This window comes from Acidovorax sp. LjRoot118 (assembly GCF_964253575.1).
GTDB lineage: Bacteria > Pseudomonadota > Gammaproteobacteria > Burkholderiales > Burkholderiaceae_C > Acidovorax.
The window spans coordinates 6,096,582-6,117,471 of sequence record NZ_CAXURB020000001.1 but is presented as its reverse complement, the minus strand read 5'-3'; the positions used below and the strand labels follow the sequence as shown (position 1 = coordinate 6,117,471).

Below are 20,890 nucleotides of genomic sequence, written 5' to 3'. Positions count from 1 at the left end.
TGATTGCATTGAACAGCCTGGAGCGTAAACCTTCACATGGTGGCAAGGTCAAGGCCTTGCTGCAAGACCTTGGGGAGGGGCGGTTTACTTTGGTCGGGCGCGGCGCACGCCGGCATCGGGGCGCGAGAGGGTGCCCGCGCGCAGTTCGCCCACCGCCACCGCCAGGGCCTGGGCGGCGCCGCGGATCTCGGCCTGCATGGCGGCATCCCGGTCCAGCACTTCGTGGCTCTGGGCGTAGCTTTCGTAGTAGCCGATGTAGCGGTCCAGGCGCGCAGCGGGGCCAGCATCGATGAAACCCATCCAGTCGAGCCAGTCGGAGAGGCCGCGGCGCGTCATCTCGATGCCGGCCACGTCGCCGTGCACGGCCAGGGCGTAGGTGCGGCCTTCGAGGTGCTTGGGGTAGCCCCAGCCGGCCAGCTCCAGCGCCTTGGCCTCGGCGGACTTCTTGCCGTGGGTGCTGGTGGGGTCGGGGTTGCCGCCGTCGGCACAGACCAGGCGGTCGATCATGAGCTTGAGCGGGCTGGGCGACTGGTACCAGTACACGGGGGTGATGATCATCACGCCGTGCGCGGCGGTCCAGCGTTCGTAGATCTCGTTCATCCAGTCTCCCGTCTGGCGCATGGCATGGTTGGGGTAGCAGCTGCACGGAAAGTGGCACAGCGGCATGGCCGTGGAGACGCAGCCCTTGCAGGGATGGATGTGGCGCCCGTAGTCGGAGGTGACGCGGCTCAGGTCGAGCAGGTCGATTTCAATGTGCTCGGCGGCCAGCACGTCGCGCGCCATGTTGAGCATGCGCCAGCTCTTGGAGATCTCGCCAGGGCAGGTGCCGTCGTTGCGTGCCGAGCCGCAGACCAGCAGCACGCGCGAGGGGCTGGCCGGGTCGGCCCAGCGCGCACGCGCTGCGTCGATGCGCTCCTTGGCCTCTAGCCAGTCGACCGACAGGTCGTAGTCCGGGTCGGCATAGCCGGGCCCGGCCTTGCGTGTGCGTGGCGCCTTGCGGTTGTCGTCGTAGTTGCGCCAGGCGATGGCCTCGATGCGGTCCAGGGCGTCGCCGGCCTCGTCGGCAAAGCGCGGGTCCTGGAAGTCGAGCAGGAAGCGTTCGCGGAATGCGGCGCGTTCCAGCGGCTCGGGGGCCTGGCCGGTGCGCGCCCGTGGGGGTGTAGGGCTTGTCATGCACAAAATTCGACCACCGCCGGCAATGCCGCCGTATCGGACAAGGCGCCGACTTGATCTGGGGCAAGGGCTTGACCTTGACACCATGGCAAGCTGTAAGGTACCCCTCATGACCAACGACACCACCCCTGACCCGGCCCTTGAGGCCCTGCAACAGTTCGACCTGGGCATCGGCGGCATGACCTGCGCCAGCTGCGTGGGCCGCGTGGAGCGCGCGCTGCGCAAGGTGCCGGGAGTGCAGGATGCCTCGGTCAACCTGGCCACGGAGTCCGCCCGCATCGGCATGGCAGCACCTGCGGGCAGCGATGCCGCGGCGCTGGAGGCGCAACTGCGGCGCGCCGTGCGCAATGCGGGCTACGAGCCGCTGGCGAAGGACCAGGCCGATGCGGCCGAGGACCTGTCGCCCTGGGCTGGCTTCCTGCCCGTGGGCGTGGGCCTGGCGCTGTCGGCACCGCTGGTGCTGCCCATGCTGGGTGATCTCTTCGGGCAGGACTGGATGCTGCCCGCGTGGCTGCAGTTCGCACTGGCCACGCCGGTGCAGTTCATCCTGGGGGCGCGCTTCTACAAAGCGGGCTGGCATGCACTGAAGGCGCTGACGGGCAACATGGACCTGCTGGTGGCGCTGGGCACCAGCGCGGGCTGGGGCCTGTCGGTTTGGCTATGGCTTACTGCACATGCTGGCCATGCGCCGCACCTGTATTTCGAGGCCTCGGCCGTGGTGGTCACGCTGGTGCTGCTGGGCAAGTGGCTGGAGGCGCGCGCCAAGCGCCAGACCACCACGGCCATCCGCGCGCTGCACGCGCTGCGGCCCGACGTGGTGCACCTGCTGGGCAAGGGCGGCGAGGTGGATGTGCCCGTGGCCGAGGTGCTGGTGGGTGACCGCCTGGTGGTGCGCCCGGGCGAGCGCATCCCGGTGGACGGCACGGTGCACGAGGGCCACACGCAGGTGGACGAATCCATGCTGACCGGCGAGCCGCTGCCGGTGGCGCGCGACGTGGGCGCGCCCCTCACGGGCGGCTCGATCAACGGCGACGGGCGCGTCGTGATGGCGGTGACGGCCGTGGGCGCCGAGACGGTGCTGGCGCACATCATCCGCCTGGTGGAGGATGCGCAGGCCGCCAAGGCCCCGCTGCAGCGGCTGGTGGACAAGGTGTCGGCCGTGTTCGTGCCGGTGGTACTGGCCATGGCCCTGGCCACCTTGCTGGGCTGGCTGTGGGCCGGTGCTGGCATGGAGGCGGCACTGATCCACGCCGTGGCGGTGCTGGTGATCGCCTGCCCCTGTGCGCTGGGCCTGGCGACGCCGGCCGCCATCATGGCGGGCACGGGCGTGGCCGCCAAGCACGGCATTTTGATCAAGGATGCGCAGGCGCTGGAGCGTGCGCACCAGGTGGACACGGTGGCCTTCGACAAGACCGGCACGCTGACCGTGGGCCAGCCGCGGCTGACCGCCTTCGAGGTGGTGCCGGGCCTAGTCGAAGGCGCGGTGCTGGCGGCGGTCGCGGCGGTGCAGAGCGGCAGCGAGCACCCGCTGGCGCGCGCCGTGGTGCGCGCGGCGCAGGAGCGCCAGCTGGCCCTGCAGGCCCCAGATGCCGTGCGCGCCGTGCCGGGCCGTGGCACCGAAGGCGAAGTGCAGGGCGCCAGCTACCTCGTGGGCAGCCTGCGCTGGATGCAGGAGCTGGAGGTGGACCTGGGATCGCTGGCCGGCCGTGCCACCGATCTGCAGGCCGAGGGCGCTACCGTCTCTGCGGTGGCCGAGCGCACGGCCCAGGGCCTGGCCTTGCGCGCATTGCTGGCCTTTGGCGATGAGCCCAAGCCGGGCGCGCGCGAGGCGCTGGCGGCCCTCAAGGCCCGGGGCATCCGCACGGTGATGCTGTCGGGCGACAACCGGGGGGCGGCCGAGGCCATGGCGCGCCGCCTGGGGCTCGACCCGGCGGCGGGCGAGGTCATGGCCGAGGTGCTGCCGGGTGACAAGGCCGTGCGGGTGGCCGCATTGCAACAGGGCGGCCATGTGGTGGCCATGGTGGGCGACGGCGTGAACGACGCGCCGGCCCTGGCCGCCGCCGACGTGGGCATGGCCATGGGCAATGGCACCGATGTGGCCATGCATGCGGCGGGCATCACGCTGATGCGCGGTGACCCCTTGCTGGTGGCGGCAGCGCTGGACATTTCGCACCGCACGGTGATGAAAATCCGCCAGAACCTGTTCTGGGCCTTTGCCTACAACGTGGCCGGCATCCCCTTGGCGGCGCTGGGTTACCTGAGCCCGGTGGTGGCCGGGGCTGCTATGGCGCTCAGCTCGGTAAGCGTGATGGCGAATGCCCTCCTGCTCAAGCGCTGGCGCATGTGATAAACACGTATGGCGCATGGTCACACTTGTCTGGCAAACTGCAACGTTTTGTTGCAGCCCGGCGGACACGGGGGTGGGGAAGGCCCTGCGTCGCAGACGCCTTCCTTGCAGTCCGGCACGGGCACACACATCCATAAGGACGACAGATCATGAATCTTTTCTCGCTCATGCGGCAGTTCACCATTCGATTCCGCATGCTGGGGGCCATTGGCGTGGTGCTGGGTCTGCTGGGGCTGCTGGGGGGTGCCGGCATGCTGGGCATGTTCCGCATTGCCGATCTCAGCGAGGACTTCATGGCCAACTCCTTCGCCGAAGTGGGGTACATGGCCGAGCTGCGCGGCGAGATGGGCACCATCCGCCAGCTCGAGAAGGACATGATCATCGGCTACGAGAAGCCCGAGGTTGTGAAGGTGGCACAGGCCAAGTGGCTGGCCAGCCAGGAGAAGGCCAAGAAGATCGCCACCAAGTTCCTGGACGGACCCGAGGACAGCGACAACCCCGTGGTACGCGACATCATCAAGCGCCTGGACAGCTACCGCGAGCAGTTCGCCCATGTGGCGCGCCAGCTGGAGGCGGGGGGCTACGACACGGCCACCATCGCCAACCGCATGAGCGGCAAGGCCGTGGCCGAGTTCGACCAGGCCGACAAGCTCATGGTGCAGCTCGATGAGGTGCTGCGTGCCGATGTGGCCAAGGCCGTGGAGCAGCAGAGCAGCGTCACTGCGCAGACCAAGTTGCTGTTCGCGTTGGCTGTGCTGATCACGGTGGTGGTGGTGGTGCCGCTCACGCTGCTGAACATGCAGTCCATCTGCAACCCACTGGCCGAAGCCCGGCGCATGGCGCAGGCGATTGCCGGTGGCGATCTGTCGCAGCCCATCAACCCGCAGGGCAAGGACGAGGTGGCCGATCTGCAGCGCGCGCTGCGCGACATGCAGCAGGGCCTGGGTTCGCTGGTGGCGCAGGTGCGCGATGCCAGCGGCAACATCGCCACGGCCAGCCAGGAGATCGCCACGGGCAACCAGGACCTGTCGCAGCGCACCGAGCAGACGGCCAGCAACGCGCAGGAGGCCGTGGCCTCACTGTCGCAGCTGACCTCCACCGTGCAGCAGACGGCATCGTCCTCGCAGATGGCCAACCAGTTGGCGGCATCGGCCTCCAATACCGCCACGCGTGGCGGCTCGGTGGTGCAGCAGGCCGTGGCCAGCATGCAGGAGATCTCGGCATCGAGCCGCAAGATCGGCGACATCATCGGCCTGATCGACTCCATCGCCTTCCAGACCAACATCCTGGCGCTGAACGCGGCGGTCGAAGCGGCCCGTGCGGGCGAGCAGGGCCGTGGCTTTGCCGTGGTGGCCAGCGAAGTGCGCAGCCTGGCCCAGCGTTCGGCCGCAGCGGCCAGCGACATCAAGGCGCTGATCAGCAACAGCGTGACCGCCGTGGACGGCGGTGTGCGCCATGTGGAAGACGCGGGCACGGCGATGAAGGAGATCGTGGCCAGCGTGCAACGCGTGGGCGACATCATCGGCGAGATCACGGCCGCGGCCACCGAGCAGTCGGCCGGCATCGGCCAGGTGAACCAGTCGGTGGGCGAGATCGACCGCATGACGCAGCAGAACGCGGCGCTGGTGGAAGAGTCCGCTGCCGCGGCCGAGTCGCTGCGCGAGCAGGCGGCGCGCCTGTCGGAAGTGGTGCAGCAGTTCCAGCTCGACGAATCGATGGCCCACAGCGGCCATGGCGGCCACAGCGGCGGCCCCGTGGCCCAGCCCCAGCAGCATGCATCGCTGCGTGCGCCCACGGGCTCGCGCCAGTTGCTGGTTCGCTGACGCCACGCCGTCTTCGGCCCCAGGGCAAGGCCCCGCACGCTTCGGCGAGCGGGGCTTTTTTCATGGGGCGTTCATTGACCTGCGTCAGTTCGGCTTGGGCACCGGCATGGCACCCTTGGAATCTGTTCAATACCCTTTGGGAGCAAGGCCATGCCTCATGCCAGTGTGCGGACCATCCGCGACGAGCACGCTTCGCTGGCAGCGGTGCTGCGCTCGCTGCAGCTGATGCTGGAGCGGGGGCCGACCGATGCGCCGGCTGCGTTCTTCGATGTGATGCGCGCGATGCTGTTCTACATCGACGAGTTTCCTGAGAGGCAGCACCATCCCAAGGAGTCTCAGTGGCTGTTCCCGCGCGTGGCCGAGCGTGCACCGGAGGCGGCCACAGCCATCGCGCAGCTCGAGCGCGAGCATGTTGGAGGGGAGGCCGCGGTGCGCGAACTGCAACACCTGCTGCTGGCCTGGGAACTGTTGGGGGACACGCGGCGCAGCGCGTTCGAAGAGGCTCTGCAGCGCTATGTGGCCTTCTACCTGGAGCACATGCGGATCGAAGAGACCGTGGTGCTTCCCGCAGCCCACGCGCACCTGGATGCGCAGGACTGGGCGGCCGTGGATGCGGCGTTTGCCAGCAACATCAATCCCCTGGCGCAGGGCCCGGCCCGCGACGGGGCCTATGACCGCTTGTTCACCCGCATCGTGATGCGGGCCCCCAGTCCGATAGGGCTGGGGTAGCCCCCCTGAGCCGCTTCGCGTCATCCCCCCAAAGGGGGGACGCCCCCGGTGCGGCGGGGCGTCCCTTGCACGGGGGCACTGGCGTGTACAGCGCGCATCGCATGCGCTGCTGCGGCAGGCACCGCCCGAGAGCTGACAACGCTTGTTACGCTGCTGTCTCAGCGAGCGTCGGGTAGTCGGTATAGCCCTTTTCCCCACCGCCGTAGAAGGTGCTCTGGTCCCAGGCGTTGAGCGGGGCCTTGGTGCGCAGGCGCTCGACCAGGTCGGGGTTGGCGATGTAGAGCTTGCCGAAGGCCACGATGTCGGCCGTGCCGTCGGCCACCACTTTCTCGGCCAGGCCGGCGTCGTAGGCGTTGTTGACCATCCAGGCACCCTTGCCGCCGGCTTCGCGGTAGGCCGTCTTGAGGGCGGCGTAGTCGAAGGGGCGGTCCGGCAGCTCGCGCGGGCCGCCGGTAGCGCCTTCGATGACGTGGATGTAGGCCAGGCCCAACCGGGCGAGCTGGCGGATCACGTAGTCGAACAGGGGCTGCGGGTCTTCGTCCACGATATCGTTGGCCGGCGTGACGGGCGACAGGCGGATGCCGACCTTGCCGCCACCCACGGCATCCACGGCGGCGCGCGTGGCCTCGAGCAGCAGGCGGGCGCGGTTCTCGATGCTGCCGCCGTAGTCGTCGGTGCGCTGGTTGGCGCCGGTCTTGAGGAACTGATCGAGCAGGTAGCCGTTGGCGCCATGGATCTCCACGCCGTCGAAGCCGGCGGTCTCCACCGCGTTGCGGGCGGCGGCCGCGTAGCTGTGCACGATGCCGGGCAGCTCGGATGCATCGAGCGCGCGCGGCTGGGAGGTGGGGGCGAAGCTGCCCTTGCCGGTCTCGCGGTCGATCAGGTAGGTCTTGGACTTGGCGATGAGGGCCGAGGGCGCCACGGGTGCGCCGCCATCGGGTTGCAGGTCGTTGTGCGAGATGCGGCCCACGTGCCACAGCTGGGTCACGATCTTGCCGCCGGCCTTGTGCACGGCGGTGGTGACCTTCTTCCAGGCATCGAGCTGCTCGGTGCCGTACAGGCCCGGCACGTCGGCATAGCCCTGGCCCTGGTGGCTGATGGCCGTGGCCTCGGTGATCAGCAGGCCGGCGCTGGCGCGCTGCGCGTAGTAGGTGGCGGTGATCTCGGCCGGCACGGCATTGGGTGCGCGGTTGCGCGTGAGCGGTGCCATGGCGATGCGGTTGGCCAAGTGGATGTCACCGACCTGGATGGGATCGAAAAGAGAGGCTGTGGACATGGAGCGGAGCTTTCGTTCGTGCGGAGGTCGCAAGGACCGGAAATGACGGACAAGCGTATTCGCAATCGGCAAAGGCTGCAGTGGGCTGGCGCAACACAGGGCAAGGGATTTGTGTTACCGCAAGGCCTGGGAGGCTGCGCATGGAGAACAGCGGGCGACAGCACCGTGGACCCTTGCCCGGCACAATGGCCGCCATGAGCCATGACCCGCCCGCGCCTTCCTCCGCCCTGCTGCGCAATGGCCTGTGGCTGGCCGTGGCCCTGTCGATGGGGGCGGCTGTCTCGCTCGGTATCACGCGCTTTGCCTACGCGCTGCTGCTGCCGCCGATGCGCGAGGACCTCTCCTGGTCCTACACGCTGGCCGGGGCCATGAACACCGTGAATGCGCTGGGCTACCTGCTGGGCGCCCTGGCCACGCCGATGTTGCTGCGCCGCTTTTCGCCCGGCACCTTGCTTGTGGCGGGGTCGGTTCTGGCCACCGTGTTCATGGGGCTGTGCGGCTTTTTCGTGGATGCCGTGCCGCTCCTGGTGCAGCGCCTGCTGGCCGGGGTGGCGAGTGCGCTGGTCTTCGTCTGCGGCGGCCTGCTCGCGGCGCGGCTGGGCGCGCAGCAGCCCGGGCGCAGCGGCCTGCTGCTGGGCCTGTACTACGGCGGCACGGGCTGGGGCATCAGCCTGTCGGCGGTGCTGGTGCCGGCGGTGCTGGCCACTGCACCGGGCCCGCACCCCTGGGCCTGGGCGTGGTGGGCACTGGCCCTGGCCTGCGTGGCAGCCACGCTGGTGCTGCTGTGGCCGGCGCGTGCGCTGCAGTCCCTGGCGGCACCGGCCGCTGCCGCAGCTTCCTCGCAGCCGGCAACCGGTGGCATGCGCTGGGCGGCCTTTGCGCCGGCGCTGCTGGGTTATGGCCTGTTCGGTGTGGGCTATATCGGCTACATGACCTTCGTGGTGGCGCTGTTGCGTGAGCAGGGCGCCAGCGGCACGGCCGTGACCTGGTTCTATGCGCTGCTGGGGCTGGCGGTGGTGCTGTCCTCGCGCATCTGGGCGGGCCTCCTGGACCGCAGCCGGGGAGGGCAGGCGCTGGCCCTGCTCAACGGCCTGCTGGGCGTGGCCACGGTGCTGCCGGCGCTGACCTCGGCGTGGCCCGTGGTGCTGGCTTCGGGCCTGCTGTTCGGCGCGGTGTTCCTGTCGGTGGTGGCGTCCACCACGGCATTGGTGCGGCACAACCTGCCGCAGGCGCTGTGGGCCAGCGGCATCAGCGCCTTCACCATCGTCTTCGCGGCCGGCCAGATCGTCGGGCCCACGGTGGTCGGCTGGATCGCCGATGGCCCCGGCGGGCTGGCGCGCGGGCTGGTGTTCTCGGCCTGCGCGCTGTGGATCGGCGCGGCCGTGGCGTCGCGGCAGAAACCGCTGGCGGCATGACGCGCCAGCGGCGGCCGCGCGGCGCTGCTTACTTGAGCAGGCCTTCGGCCTTCATGGCTTCCTGCACGGCAGGGCGGGCGGCCACGCGGTCGCGGTAGGCGGCCAGGTGGGTGAAGGCCGAGATGTCGAGGTTGGTCGGTTTGGCCCAGTTGGTCACGGTGAACAGGTAGCCGTCGGCGACGGTGAACTGTTCGCCCATCAGGTACTGCTTGTCCGCCAGCTGGCCGTCCACCCACTGCAGGCGCTGCAGCAGCTTGTCGCGCGCGATGGTCTTGTATTCCTCGGGCGTGGCGGGGTTGAACAGGGGGCTGAAGCCCTTGTGGATCTCGGTGCCGATGAAGGTCAGCCATTCCTGCAGGCGGTAGCGCTGCAGCGAGCCGTTCTGGGGGGCCAGCATCTTCAGCGGCACCTGGTCGGCGATGTACTGCAGGATGGCCGGGCCTTCGCGCAGGCGCGTGCCGTCGTCCAGCTCCAGCAGGGGTACGTAGCCCAGCGGATTGATGGTGTAGTAGTCGGTGCCGTCCTGCAGCTTGTGGCTCTTGGTGCTGGCCAGCACGGGCGTGAACGCCAGGCCCGCTTCATGCAATGCGATGTGCGGAGACAGGGAGCAGGCGCCAGGAGAGTAGTAGAGTTTCATTGTGGGTCCTCTGGGTTGGATACGGCGGGAACCCCCGATCCTATGCGCTGCTCCCGCTTTTTGCATGACCCGGGCGGTAAAGCCGCCCGGATTGCCTGGGGCAAGTGTCAGCTGTCGTAACCAGGCGCGTCGCGCTGCGCTTTGCGCAACAGCGAGGGCCAGACAAAGGCACCGCCCAGGCCACCGGTCTGCACGCGCATGGCCTGGGCCACGCCACTCACGATCTGCGGGTCCACCGGGTTGAGCTCGCCGCCGGCCTGGGCGTCGATCTGGATGCGGCAGGTGTTCTCGAAGGTGTACATCGACAGGAAGGCGTCGGCAATCGACTTGCCCACCGTGAGCAGCCCGTGGTTGCGCAGCATGAGGAAGTTGGCCTCGCCCAGGTCAGCCTGCAGGCGCGGCTTTTCCTCGTCGCGAAAGGCCACGCCCTCGTAGCCGTGGTAGGCCAGCGAGGCGAGCACGAAGGTGCTCTGCTGGCTGATGGGCAGCACGCCGCATTTCTGCGCGCTCACCGCCACGCCCGCGCGTGTGTGGGTGTGCAGCACGCACTGGGCATCGTGCCGGGCCTCGTGCACGGCGCTGTGGATCACGAAGCCGGCCGGGTTCACGGGGAAGGGCGAGTCGTGCAGCTTGTTGCACTGCATGTCGACCTTGATCAGGCTCGATGCCGTGATCTCGTCGAACATCAGTCCGTAGGGGTTGATCAGGAACTGGTGCTCGGGGCCCGACACCGACTCGGGCAGCTTGGCGCTGATGTGGGTGAACACCAGGTCGCTCCAGCCGTACAGTGCCACCAGGCGGTAGCAGGCGGCCAGGTCGCAGCGCAGCTGCCATTCTTCGGGGCTGACGCTTTCTTGCAGGGAGGGGATGGCGATCATGGGGTGTGTCTCCTGGAGTTGTGGGTATCGGAAGGCCCACTGTAGGCCGCCTGCAGCCCTTGGACTGTCCGGCAGGCTACACAACGGAGCTGTTTCCTGGGGCATTCCCGCGATGTCGCGGGCATTCCATTTCGCCGTGCGCACCTCCAATCGCCACGCGGCAGGCGTCCCTACAGTCGATTCACCCCATCGCCCGATGGGAGGGAACCACCACCGGACTTCTGGAGATCACCACCATGCCAACACTCAAAATCGCGAGGCTGCTGGCCTCGTTCGCGGCCGCCACCTGTCTGTCCGCCCTGGGGCTTTCGGCCCATGCCCTGGAGACCGTGGACAAGGGCGCCTTCACCATCGCCTTCTCGGGCGACATGCCGGGCACGGGCTACCAGGACGGCCGGATGGTGGGCTACGACGGCGAAATCCTGCAGCGCGTCGCCGAGGCGTTGCAGCTCAAGGTCAAGCCGGCGCTGATGGAGTGGTCGGGCACCATCGCCTCGGTGCAATCGAAGCGCGTGGACGTGATGGCCGGCACCATGGGCTGGACGGAACAGCGCTCGAAGATCATGGCGCTGAGCGACCCCATCCACTACTTCAAGAACGGCATCACGCAGTCCGACAAGACCGACTGGAGCAAGTTGAAGGACCTGGAGGGCAAGAAGGTCGGCACGATCACGGGCTTCTCGTTCATCCCCGAGCTGCGCAAGATCAGTGGCCTGCAGCTGGCGCTGTACGACACCTCGGACGCGGCCGTGCGCGACCTGCTGGCCGGGCGCATCGACGCGGTGATCGGCGACCCGCCGGTGATGCAGTACGCGATCTCGCAGAACCCGCAGTGGAAGATCAAGTTCAACGCCTTCAGCGATGCCTCGCCCGACTACCCGCTGCTCACCGGCCTGGGGCAGGTGGTATTCGGCCTGAACAAGGACAACCCCGAGCTTCTCAAGGCGGTCAACACCGAGATCGCCAAACTCTGGCAGACCTGCGAGCTGCGCAAGATCGGCAAGACCTACGGCCTGGTGCAGGACGTCTGGTACATCCCGGTGGGCCAGAACGCCCGGGCCGGCGTGGACCGCGCGGCAGACTGGAAGCTGCCTTCCTGCAAGTGAGCTTTTGAGACCCTGGCGAGCCGCGTGCATGCCCCTGGGCACGCATGCGGCGTTCTTGCTTCAGGCCTCCACGGTGCCGGCCTGCAGCGCCTTGCGCATGCGCCCCGGCGGCATGCCGTACAGCTGCTGGAAGTGCCGGATGAAGTGCGAGGCATCGGAAAAGCCGCACTCGTAGGCGATGGTGATCACCGGCAGGTCGGTGCTGGTGAGCATCCAGCGCGCGTACTTGAGGCGCGCGTTGCGGTAGAACTCCGACGGCGTGGTGCGCGTCTCGGCCAGGAAGACGCGCTCGAGCTGGCGGCTGCTCGAATCCACGAGTCGCGCGATGACCGCGATCTCCAGCGGCGTGCCGATGTTCTTTTCCATCAGCACGATGGCCTGGCGCAGCTTGTCGTGGTCGGCCGTGCCGTAGCCCAGCGCATGGCGGCGCGCCACGTGGGTGCTGCTGGCGGCGGGGTTCACCGTCATCTGGTGGATGACCTTGGCCGCGCGGTCGGGCCCGCAATGCAGGCGCACCAGCTCGGCCGTGAGCTCCACAATGGAGATGCCGCCCGCGCAGCTGATGCGGTCGCCGTCGAACACGTAGTGGCAGTCCGTGCGGTAGTCCAGGGCCGGGAAGGCGGCCTTCCAGTCCTCCACATGGTAGGGGTGCACGCAGGCCTGGCGCCCGGCCATGAGCCCCGCGTGCGCCAGCGCGAAGGTGCCGGTGCAGATGCCGATCAGCGGCTTGCCCAGCGAGGCAGCGAAGTGCAGGAAGGCCTGGTAGCGCGGGCTCGCGGTGGGGATGGCGGGCAGCAGCCCGCCGATGACGGCGATGTAGTCGTAGTCGCATTCGGACGAGAGCGATTCCTGCACCGGCACGGCCACGCCGCAGCTGGCCTGCACCGATTGCCCCGGCACGCCGAGGATGGTCCACGAGCAGCGGATCTGCCGGCTCTGGTCGCCCACGTCGGCCGCGTGGCGCAGGCCATCGCACAGCCCGGCCAGCGACAGCAGCGGGAACTGCGGCCACAGCAGGATGCCCACGCGCAGCTCGGTGGCTGACGCGTGGGCGGGCCGCTTGCGCGTGGCGGCCGCCCGGGGTGAGGCGTCGAGCCGGCCGATCAGTGCACCAATGTCGCCTGCGTTCTGTGCACTGGCCTGGTGCGCGGCTGCACCAATCTCGTCAGAGAGGGCATCGGGGGGCGCTTTGGGTGGGGGCATCGGGTTTTCCCTGCATGTCGCATACGTTCAATATAGCGGCGACCGCCTGCAATGAACAGAGGGTCGGTATTCCTAGCATGGAGGCACTGGGTATCGAGGGGTGCGGCTGCAAGGACCGTGCCGCGGCACCCGCAGTTTTGTCTGGAGAACCATGTGAACCATCCCCTGCTTCAAGTCAGCGGCCTCAGGAAGAGCTACGGCCCGGCCGAAGTGCTCAAGGGCATTTCCTTCGACCTGCAAAAGGGTGAGACGCTGTCGCTGATCGGGCCCAGCGGCTCGGGCAAGTCCACCTGCCTGCGCTGCCTGAACTTCCTCGAAAAGCCCCAGGCCGGCGAGGTGCTGCTCGAGTCGAAGCGCATCGGCCAGGCGCCTTACCGCAAGGGGGGCTGGCGCTTCATGACCGACACCGAACTGGCGCCACAGCGCCGCGAGATCGGCATGGTGTTCCAGCTGTTCTACCTGTGGCCGCACCTCACCGTGCGTGAGAACGTGGCGCTGGCCTCCATCAAGGCCGCCGGCATGCGGCGCGACGAGGCCCATGCGCTGGCCGAGGCAATGCTGGACAAGGTGCACCTGCGCCATAAGGCCGATGCCTACCCCGAGCAGCTCTCGGGCGGGCAGCAGCAGCGCGTGGCGATTGCGCGCACGCTGGCACAGAAGCCCAAGCTGATCCTCTTCGATGAGCCGACCTCGGCGCTGGACCCGGAGCTGGTGGGCGAGGTGCTGGGCGTCATCCGCGAGCTGGCCGAGGAGGGCCGCTCGATGATCCTGGTGACGCACGAGATCCGCTTTGCGCGCGATGTGGCCGACCGCGTGATCTTCATGGACGGTGGCCACATCGTCGAGGAGGGCCCTGCGGCGCAGGTGATCGACCAGCCGCGCAGGGAGCGCACGCGCAGCTTCCTCGGCCAGGTGGGGGCTTGAGCATGCCGGGCACCGACACCCTCACCCTCATCGTTGCCACGCTGGCGCGCGGTGCGCTCACGGCCGCGCAGGTGGCCCTGGGCGCGGGCCTGCTGGCGGCCAGCCTGGGCCTGCTGCTGGCGCTGGCCGTGGTCTTCGTGCGCAACCGCCTGCTGCAGCTGGGCATTGCAGCCTATGTGGAATGGATGCGCAATGTGCCGGCATTGGCGCACCTGTTCGTGCTGTACTTCGGACTGGCTTCGGTGGGCGTGCGGCTGTCGCCGCTGACGGCCGCGGTGGTGGGCCTGGGCCTGGTGGGCGCGGCCGTGCTGTGCGACGTGTTCGCGGCCGGCCTGCGCTGTCTGCATGCGGGCCAGCGCGAGGCCGCCCTGGCCGTGGGCCTGACGCCCGCGCAGGCGCTGCGCAGCGTGCTGCTGCCGCAGATGCTGCGTGTGACGCTGCCCTCGCTGGGCAACTACGCGAGCCAGCTCGTCAAGGACACCTCGATCGCCTCGGCCATCGCGGCGCCGGAGGTGATGTTCTACGCGCGCAACCTGGTCACCTCGACCTTCGAGACGCCGCTGATCTACCTGACGGCCATGCTGCTCTATGCGGCCATGGTATTGCCCATCAGCTGGGCCTTTGCGCGGCTGGAACGCCGCACGGCAGGGGGTGCGCGATGAGCGGCAGCCCTTCGTTCTTCGCACCCTACGCCGATCACATGGCCGAGTGGTGGCCGCGCCTGCTGGAGGCGGCCCGGGTCACAGCCGAGCTCTCGGCCCTGGGCTTTGCCATCGCGCTGGTGCTGGGCGCCTTGCTGGTGTGGATGCTGCGCAGTGGCGTGGCGGCGCTGCGCCATGCGGCCAACGGCTTCATCCAGCTGCTGCGCGCGGTGCCGCTGCTGGCCCTGCTGCTGGCCATCTACTTCGCGCTGCCTTCGGTGGGCATCACGCTGTCGGGCTACTGGGCCGGGGCCATCGGCCTCGGGGTGCACGGCGCGGCCTATGTGGCCGAGATCCTGCGCGGCGGGCTGCAGTCGGTGCACGGAGGGCAGCGCGAGGCGGGTCTGGCCGCCGGCCTCACGCCGCGCCAGGTGTTCCTCTCCGTGACGCTGCCGCAGGCCCTGCGCGTGATGCTGCCGCCGCTGCTGTCGAGCTATGTGGCCCTGCTCAAGGACAGCTCGCTGTGCGCGCTGATCGCCACCAACGAGCTGATGCTGGCGGCGCGCGCCATGTCCAGCGAGTACTTCCTGCCGCTGCACATCTTCATCCTGGTGGGGCTGCTGTACTTCGCCATCGCCTTTCCCCTGTCCATGCTGTCGCGGTGGCTGGAGCGCCGCCTGGCCCTGGGGCGCCGCACGGTGGGTGCGGCATGAAAGACCTTGTGACATCCATGACCTACGCACCACTGGAGCAGTTGGCCCAAGCCATCGCCTGTGGAGAGTTGTCGAGCGAGGCCTTGCTGGAACACCAGCTCGCGCGCATAGCGCGCCTTGGCGGCCAGTTGCACGCCTTCACCGACGTGTATGCCGACGAGGCCCGCGCCGCGGCGCGCAGCCTGGACCAGATGGCGCGCGCCGGCATTCGCCTGGGGCCGCTGCATGGCGTGGCGGTGGCGGTGAAGGACCTGTTCGAGGTGCAGGGCAAACCCATCGCGGCGGGCTCCAGGGCACGGCCGCCGCGCACCTCGGTGATCAGCGCGGCCGTGGTGGAGCGGCTGCGCGCGGCCGGTGCCGTGGTGATCGGCAAGACGCACACCGTGGAGTTCGCCTTTGGCGGCTGGGGCACCAATGCGGCCGTGGGCACGCCCTGGAACCCCTGGGACCTGCGCACCCACCGCACGCCCGGCGGCAGCAGCAGCGGTTCGGCCGTGGCGCTGGCGGCGGGCCTGTGCACGGCCAGCATAGGCACGGACACGGGCGGCTCGGTGCGTATCCCTTCGGGGCTGTGCGGGGTGGTGGGCCTGAAAACCACGCGCGGGCTGATCAGCCGCCACGGGCTCATCGAGCTGTGCCCCACGCACGACACCGTGGGCCCGCTCACGCGCACGGTGCGCGACAGCGCCATTTTGCTGGACGTGCTCTCGGGCCCCGACCCGCGCGATGCCGTGTCGCTGCCGGTGCCTGCACGCGCGGTGCTGCCGCAGCTCGATGCCGCACGCGGTGTGGCCGGCATGCGCATGTGGGTGCTGCCCGAGGCCGAGCGCGTGGACATGGACCCCGAGGTGCTGGCCGCCTGCGACGAGGCCGTGCGCGTGCTGGAGGGCCTGGGCCTGCAGCGCGTGGAGCGCACGCTGCCGCAGAGCCTGGCCGAATCCATGCGCGTGGCAGGCAGCCTGATGAGCGCCGAGGGTTATGCGAACCTGGGCACGCTGTTCGAGCAGGAGGGGCTGGAGTTCGACCCGCATGTGCGCCGGCGCATCCTGCTCGGGCGCGATATCGGCGCGGCGCAGTACCTGCAGCTGCTCAGGCTGCGCGAGCAGGCCAAGGCCGAGATGCTGGCCGCGATGGACGGGATCGATGTCTGTGCCTTTCCGACCAATGCTATCGCCGCGATACCGCTCACCGAGGTGGACGAGCTGGCCACGCCGCTGTCGCGCTTCGGCCGCTTCGTGAACCTGCTGGACCTGTGCTCGGTGGCGGTGCCGGCGGGCTTTACGCGCCTGGGGCTGCCGGTGTCGCTGCAGTTCATTGCGCGGCCGTTCGACGAGGCCACGGCCTTGCGCGTGGGCCATGCCTTCGAGCAGGCGACGCGCTGGTACCTGGCGGTGCCGCCGGGGCTGGGCTAGGGAGTGAGCCATGTATGCACGTGTTCTCGCGAAGTCCCTGTCGGTCCTGATCGTGCTGGCCCTGCTGGGCCCTCTGGCCCATGCCCAGGGCACGGGCGGCGCACTGGCCCGCATCGCGCGCAGCGGCACGGTGCACGTGGGCTATATCCCCACGCCCGGCACCTTTGCCTTTCGCGATGCGGCGGGCAATACCGTGGGCTATTCGATCGCCGTGTGCAACAAGGTCATGGAGGCGCTGCGCAAACAGCTGGGCCTGCCGGACCTGCGCGTGGCGTTCCGCCCGCTGGAGGCGGCGCAGCGCATCCCGCTGCTTGCGGCCGGCCGCATCGACATCGAGTGCGGGGGCAACACCAACACCGTGGGCCGGCAAAAGGAGGTGGACTTTTCGCACACGCTGTTCACCACGGGTGTGCGCTTTCTCGCGCGCCAGTCGGTGCAGCTCGACGGGGTGCCCAGCCTGTGGCGGCGGCGCATTGCCGTGAGCCGGGGCACGACGGCGCAGGAGACGCTGCAGCGCGTGGAGCGTGAGCAGGAGATCGCCGTGACCCTGGTGGCCACCGACGCCGAGGGCGTGCGCCTGGTGGAGCGGGGCCAGGTCGATGCCTTCGCGCAGGACGATGTGCTGCTCTACGGCCTCATCGCATCATCGCCGCTGCGCGACGAGCTGCATGTGACCGGCCGCCACCTCACCGTGGAGCCCTATGCCTTCATGCTGCCCAAGGACGACCTGCCATTGCGCGAGGTGGTGGACCGCACGGTGCTGGGCCTCATGCACTCGGGCGAGCTGGCGGCGCTGTACCGCCAGTGGTTCGACACGGCCACGCTGCGCATCCCGATGAGCGCGCACATGCGCGAGAACATCCGCTACCCCAACAAGTACGGCATTCCCTGAGTCCCGTGCCGGTGTTGCTCGCGTCGGGCCGCCGCAGCGGCCGCTCGGGCGCTCAGCTGCGGTGGCGCGGCAGGCGCACGGCGACCTCGGTGCCCTGGCCGGCTGCGCTGTGCAGCGCGACGCGGCCCTGGTTCTGCTCGACCAGGGTGCGCACGATCCACAGGCCCAGGCCCGCGCCGTCCTGCCCGGCCACGCCGGCGCTGCCCTGCCAGCCGCGCTCGAAGGCGCAGGACTGCTCGGCCTCGCCCATGCCGGGGCCATCGTCGGTGACCCGGATGACGATGCTGTCGGCGGTCTCCGTCGCGCTGAGGGAGACGGTGCTGCCCGCCGGGCAGTACTTGAGGCAGTTGCCGATCAGGTTGCACAGCACGCGCAGCAGCTGGGCGTAGTCCACGAAGACCTCGCCGGTCTGCCCGGGCACCAGGTGCAGGTGGATGCCGGCGCGCTCGGCCACCATGCCCATGGCGTCTGCCGCATCGGCCAGCAGCCGGGTCGGTGCGATGGTCTCGCACAAGGTGCGTTCGCGGCTGTCGACGGCATGGGTGGAGAGCAGGTCGTCCACCAGGCGTTTCATGGAGGTGATGGCGCCTTCGATGCGGCGGATGGCCGGCAGCGAGGGGGCATGGCCGGCGCGGGCGAGCACGGTGGTGTTCAGGCCCATCACCTGCAGCGGCGAGCGCAGGTCGTGCGCGACCACGGCGAGCAGCTCTTCGTTGGCCTTGGCCAGCGCATGGGCGCGTTCGGCATTGGCCTCGGACTCCTTGAGCGCGCTGCGCAGCTGGATCTCGCGCGCGGCGGCCTTGGCGAGCTGTACCAGGGTCTCGATCTCGGTCTCGGTCCAGGTGCGTGGCTGGTTGTCGATGACGCAGAAGCTGCCGATGGGCTGGCCATCGACGATGAGGGGCACGCCGACGTAGGCGCGCACGTCCAGGCTGTCGACGATGGGCACGGCACGCCACAGCGGGTCGGCGTGGGTGTCTCCGATCACCAGCGGATCGGTGCTGGCGATGGCGTAGTGGCAGAAGGTGCGGCCATGCACCTCGCGGGCAGAGGCCAGCTCTTGCGGAAAGCCGTGGGCGCTCTTGTAGAAGTCGCGCTCGGCGTCGACGATGGACAGGAAGCTCGCGGGCGCGCCCACGAGGTTCACGGCCAGGCGGCTCATGGCGTCGAAGGCCTCCTCGGCCGGGCTGTCCAGCAGCGCCACGCTATGGACGGCGGCCAGCCGGCGGGGATCGGAGACCAGGGGGTCCAGTTGGGCCACCAGCTCCTGCGGGGCGATCGGCATGCCGGTCCTTTGCGCCAGGGGGCTCGCTGGGGTCCGAGGCAGGGCGCGCATCAGGATCCGGGCCGCACCACACCGGCCGGCCCCGTATTGTCGCCGACCTGGGTTCAGGGCGGGAAAACGCGCGCGTTCAGCCCGCCTGGACCGGGATGGGCGCGCGCATGCCTGCGTTGATCAGGTTCCAGGCGTTGATGACGCCGATGGCAAAGCCCAGCTCGGCGATTTCGGTGTCGTTGAACTGTGCCTTGAGCAGGGCGAACTCTGCGTCGCTGGCGTCGCTGTGCGGCGTGGCGGTGATGATCTCGGCCCAGCGCAAGGCGGTGCGCTCGCGCTCGCTGAAGAAGGGCGCTTCGCGCCAGCCGGCCACGGCGTTGAGGTGGCGCGGCTCCATGCCGTCCTTGACCAGATAGGTCCAGTGCATGTCCATGCAGTAGGCGCAGCCGTTGATCTGCGAGACGCGCAGGAAGACGAGTTCGGCCAGGCGGGCGCCGATGCTGCCCTTCTTGATGGTCTCGGACAGGTTCACGAGGCCCATGAAGGCCTTGTTGGCGAGCTGGTGGTAGGGCAGGCGGGCGGTGTGCTGGGACATGGTGGAAACTCCTGGTGGTGGTGATGAAGGGTGGAAACTGGAAGGCGCCGGGCCTTTCGTTGGCTTCCATACACTTCAAGACGCGTGGGCATGTGCCCTTGTGACAGCCGATCGCAAAAAAGTTTTCAGCCGAGTGTGAGCGGGATGCCCGCGAGCTTGTCCGGGTTGCGGATCGCGTAGATGGCGACGATGCGCTCGCCGTCGGTCACGATGGCCTGGGCCGATTCGAGCCGGCCGTCGATGTAGCGCAGCAGGCCCGGCTCGCCATTGATCAGCACCGGGCGGTAGACCACCTGCTCGGCCATGCGCCGCCACTGGGCCCAGAACAGGTTGGCGATGCGGAAGGCGCCCACCAGCGGGTGCAGGAAGGACTGCACCTTGCCACCGCCGTCACCGATGAGCATCGCGTCTTCGGACAGCAGGGCCTGTATGGCATCGCGCTGGCCGCTGTGGGCGGCGGCGATGAAGCGTTCGAGCAGCTGGTGGTGCACGCCCCGGGGCACCTCGAAGCGGGTGCGCGCCTGCTGCACGCGCTCGCTGGCGCGGTGCACCATCTGCCGACAGGTGGCCTCGGTCTTGCCCAGCTGGGCGGCGATCTCGGGGTAGTCGTAGTCGAACACCTGGCGCAGCAGAAAGGCGGCACGCTCCTCGGGCCCTAGGCGTTCGAGCACGTAAAGGAAGGCGACCGAGAGTTCGCCCGCCAGCTCGGCCGCGGCCTCGGGCGTGTGCTCGTCGAGCTGCTCCACCAGCGGCTCGGGCAGCCACCAGCCGACATAGGCCTCGCGCTCAGCCTTGGCGGCACGCAGCCGGTCGATGGACAGGCGCGTGACCACGGTGACCAGCCAGGCCTCGGCCGACTGCAGGGTGCTGGTGTCCGCGTGGCTCCAGCGCAGCCAGGCGTCCTGCAGGGCGTCCTCGGCATCGGCACGCACGCCCAGCATGCGGTAGGCAATGCCGAACAGGCGCGGGCGCAGGGCGGTGAAGGTGTCATCGGCCTGGTAGGCCGGGGGCAGGGTGGTGGTCATGGCGCATCTCCAAGCGTAGTCTGGTCGATAACCAGACGCGCCAGGGGTCCGCTGTGTGACAGCCCGGAACCGCAAAATGCTCAGAGCGTCCTGCGCAGCGCCTCGAAGAACAGCTCGGACTGCAGGCGCTCGCCCATGGACTGCTCGCTGACGTGCTGCGCCAGCGCGGCGCTCGCCGGGGCCAGGGGGCGGCCGGTGGACTGCGCCAGCACCTGGGCCATGCAGGCGCGCTCCAGGTAGTACAGGTCGTCGTAGGCGTAGTCGATGCGGTCGCCGCAGACGACCACGCCGTGGTTGCCGAGGAAGCCGATGTCCGCCGCCTGCAGCACGCCGGCGATGCGTTCGCCTTCGCGCACGTCGAGTGCGAAGCCGTTGTAGTGCGGGTCCACGGCCGTGCGGCCATGGAAGCGCATGGCGTTCTGCGAGAGCGTGGTGTCCAGGCAGCGGTCGGTGGTGAGCGTGAGCGCCGTGGCGTAGGGCATGTGGGTGTGCAGCACGCAGGCCTTCTTGCAGATGCGGTGGATCGCGGCATGGATGAACATGGCCGTGGGTTCCACCTCGTGGCGGCCAGCCAGGCGCTGGCCCTGTTCGTCGATGAGCACGATGTCCTCGGCCTGCACCTCGCTCCACATCAGGCCGCGCGGATTGAGCAGGAAGCGGCCCGAGCCATCGGGCAGTTCGACGCTGAAATGGTTGCACACGCCTTCGGACAGGCCGTGGTGGGCGGCGGCACGCAGGGCCAGGGCCAGGTCGTCGCGCAGGCGGCGCACCTCGGGTGCGTCGAAATCAAGGGCGGAAGGGGTCATCGGGGTTCCTGGGGTCGTG

At 69.1% G+C, this 20,890-nt stretch carries 19 protein-coding genes; 10 read left to right on the top strand and 9 right to left on the bottom strand.

The features are described 5' to 3' along the window. Positions 1-84: 84 nt before the first annotated feature. Complete coding sequence (locus ACSQ9E_RS28790) at positions 85-1,173, bottom strand: flavodoxin family protein (RefSeq protein ID WP_436219815.1); 1,089 nt, start codon at positions 1,171-1,173, stop codon at positions 85-87. 109 nt (positions 1,174-1,282) lie between these two features. Here ACSQ9E_RS28790 and ACSQ9E_RS28785 point away from each other — a divergent pair, with 109 nt between their 5' ends. From ACSQ9E_RS28785 to ACSQ9E_RS28775, 3 genes are all read left to right on the top strand, one after another. After that, positions 1,283-3,520, top strand: a complete 2,238-nt coding sequence (locus ACSQ9E_RS28785) for a heavy metal translocating P-type ATPase (RefSeq protein WP_436219814.1) — start codon at positions 1,283-1,285, stop codon at positions 3,518-3,520. Between the two features lie 149 nt (positions 3,521-3,669). Continuing rightward, complete coding sequence (locus ACSQ9E_RS28780) at positions 3,670-5,343, top strand: methyl-accepting chemotaxis protein (RefSeq protein WP_436219813.1); 1,674 nt, start codon at positions 3,670-3,672, stop codon at positions 5,341-5,343. Positions 5,344-5,493: 150 nt separating this feature from the next. Beyond that, positions 5,494-6,072, top strand: coding sequence for a hemerythrin domain-containing protein (locus tag ACSQ9E_RS28775; RefSeq protein ID WP_436219812.1), 579 nt, complete (start codon positions 5,494-5,496; stop codon positions 6,070-6,072). Positions 6,073-6,217: 145 nt separating this feature from the next. On the opposite strand, the gene ACSQ9E_RS28770 is transcribed toward ACSQ9E_RS28775, so the two are convergent. After that, positions 6,218-7,348 (bottom strand): alkene reductase, encoded by a 1,131-nt coding sequence (locus tag ACSQ9E_RS28770; RefSeq protein ID WP_436219811.1) that lies wholly within the window; start codon positions 7,346-7,348, stop codon positions 6,218-6,220. A gap of 194 nt (positions 7,349-7,542) precedes the next feature. Here ACSQ9E_RS28770 and ACSQ9E_RS28765 point away from each other — a divergent pair, with 194 nt between their 5' ends. Beyond that, positions 7,543-8,763 (top strand): YbfB/YjiJ family MFS transporter, encoded by a 1,221-nt coding sequence (locus ACSQ9E_RS28765; protein WP_428002946.1) that lies wholly within the window; start codon positions 7,543-7,545, stop codon positions 8,761-8,763. A 28-nt stretch (positions 8,764-8,791) separates the two neighbouring features. Here the strand turns inward: ACSQ9E_RS28765 and gstA are convergent, their stop codons facing one another. Then, positions 8,792-9,400: a glutathione transferase GstA gene (gene gstA, locus ACSQ9E_RS28760; RefSeq protein WP_436219810.1), complete on the bottom strand. Its 609-nt coding sequence runs from the start codon at positions 9,398-9,400 to the stop codon at positions 8,792-8,794. Between the two features lie 107 nt (positions 9,401-9,507). Next, the gene (locus ACSQ9E_RS28755; RefSeq protein ID WP_057200412.1) at positions 9,508-10,278 is read right to left on the bottom strand and encodes a class II aldolase/adducin family protein; all 771 of its coding nucleotides are present in this window, start codon (positions 10,276-10,278) and stop codon (positions 9,508-9,510) included. 236 nt (positions 10,279-10,514) lie between these two features. Between ACSQ9E_RS28755 and ACSQ9E_RS28750 the strand changes: the two genes are divergently transcribed. Beyond that, positions 10,515-11,384 carry an ABC transporter substrate-binding protein gene (locus tag ACSQ9E_RS28750; protein ID WP_436219809.1) on the top strand — a complete coding sequence of 290 codons (870 nt, stop codon included), beginning with the start codon at positions 10,515-10,517 and terminating at the stop codon, positions 11,382-11,384. A gap of 60 nt (positions 11,385-11,444) precedes the next feature. Here ACSQ9E_RS28750 and ACSQ9E_RS28745 read toward each other — a convergent pair whose 3' ends face one another. Beyond that, complete coding sequence (locus tag ACSQ9E_RS28745) at positions 11,445-12,587, bottom strand: GlxA family transcriptional regulator (protein ID WP_436176272.1); 1,143 nt, start codon at positions 12,585-12,587, stop codon at positions 11,445-11,447. A gap of 153 nt (positions 12,588-12,740) precedes the next feature. Between ACSQ9E_RS28745 and ACSQ9E_RS28740 the strand changes: the two genes are divergently transcribed. Genes ACSQ9E_RS28740 through ACSQ9E_RS28720 form a run of 5 tightly spaced genes read left to right on the top strand, consistent with a single transcriptional unit; the run spans position 12,741 to position 17,169 of the window. Continuing rightward, positions 12,741-13,511, top strand: a complete 771-nt coding sequence (locus ACSQ9E_RS28740; protein WP_436219808.1) for an amino acid ABC transporter ATP-binding protein — start codon at positions 12,741-12,743, stop codon at positions 13,509-13,511. A 2-nt stretch (positions 13,512-13,513) separates the two neighbouring features. Continuing rightward, positions 13,514-14,173 (top strand): amino acid ABC transporter permease, encoded by a 660-nt coding sequence (locus ACSQ9E_RS28735; RefSeq protein ID WP_057266847.1) that lies wholly within the window; start codon positions 13,514-13,516, stop codon positions 14,171-14,173. Next, positions 14,170-14,865 (top strand): amino acid ABC transporter permease, encoded by a 696-nt coding sequence (locus ACSQ9E_RS28730; RefSeq protein WP_436219807.1) that lies wholly within the window; start codon positions 14,170-14,172, stop codon positions 14,863-14,865. Before ACSQ9E_RS28735 ends, ACSQ9E_RS28730 begins: the two co-directional genes overlap by 4 nt. A 17-nt stretch (positions 14,866-14,882) precedes the next feature. Further along, entirely contained in the window at positions 14,883-16,277 is a 1,395-nt protein-coding gene (locus ACSQ9E_RS28725; RefSeq protein ID WP_235514267.1) for an amidase, read from the top strand. 10 nt (positions 16,278-16,287) lie between these two features. Continuing rightward, positions 16,288-17,169, top strand: a complete 882-nt coding sequence (locus tag ACSQ9E_RS28720) for an amino acid ABC transporter substrate-binding protein (RefSeq protein WP_057200404.1) — start codon at positions 16,288-16,290, stop codon at positions 17,167-17,169. Between the two features lie 52 nt (positions 17,170-17,221). Here the strand turns inward: ACSQ9E_RS28720 and ACSQ9E_RS28715 are convergent, their stop codons facing one another. The 4 genes from ACSQ9E_RS28715 to ACSQ9E_RS28700 all read right to left on the bottom strand — a co-directional run bounded on the left by ACSQ9E_RS28715 (position 17,222) and on the right by ACSQ9E_RS28700 (position 20,871). Next, on the bottom strand, positions 17,222-18,454 hold the full coding sequence (locus tag ACSQ9E_RS28715; protein ID WP_057200403.1) for a GAF domain-containing sensor histidine kinase: 1,233 nt from the start codon (positions 18,452-18,454) through the stop codon (positions 17,222-17,224). A 127-nt stretch (positions 18,455-18,581) separates the two neighbouring features. Then, positions 18,582-19,040 (bottom strand): carboxymuconolactone decarboxylase family protein, encoded by a 459-nt coding sequence (locus ACSQ9E_RS28710; protein WP_057200402.1) that lies wholly within the window; start codon positions 19,038-19,040, stop codon positions 18,582-18,584. 125 nt (positions 19,041-19,165) lie between these two features. Further along, entirely contained in the window at positions 19,166-20,065 is a 900-nt protein-coding gene (locus ACSQ9E_RS28705; RefSeq protein WP_057266842.1) for an RNA polymerase sigma-70 factor, read from the bottom strand. A gap of 80 nt (positions 20,066-20,145) precedes the next feature. Further along, complete coding sequence (locus tag ACSQ9E_RS28700) at positions 20,146-20,871, bottom strand: aldolase (protein WP_057266841.1); 726 nt, start codon at positions 20,869-20,871, stop codon at positions 20,146-20,148. Positions 20,872-20,890 lie beyond the last annotated feature (19 nt).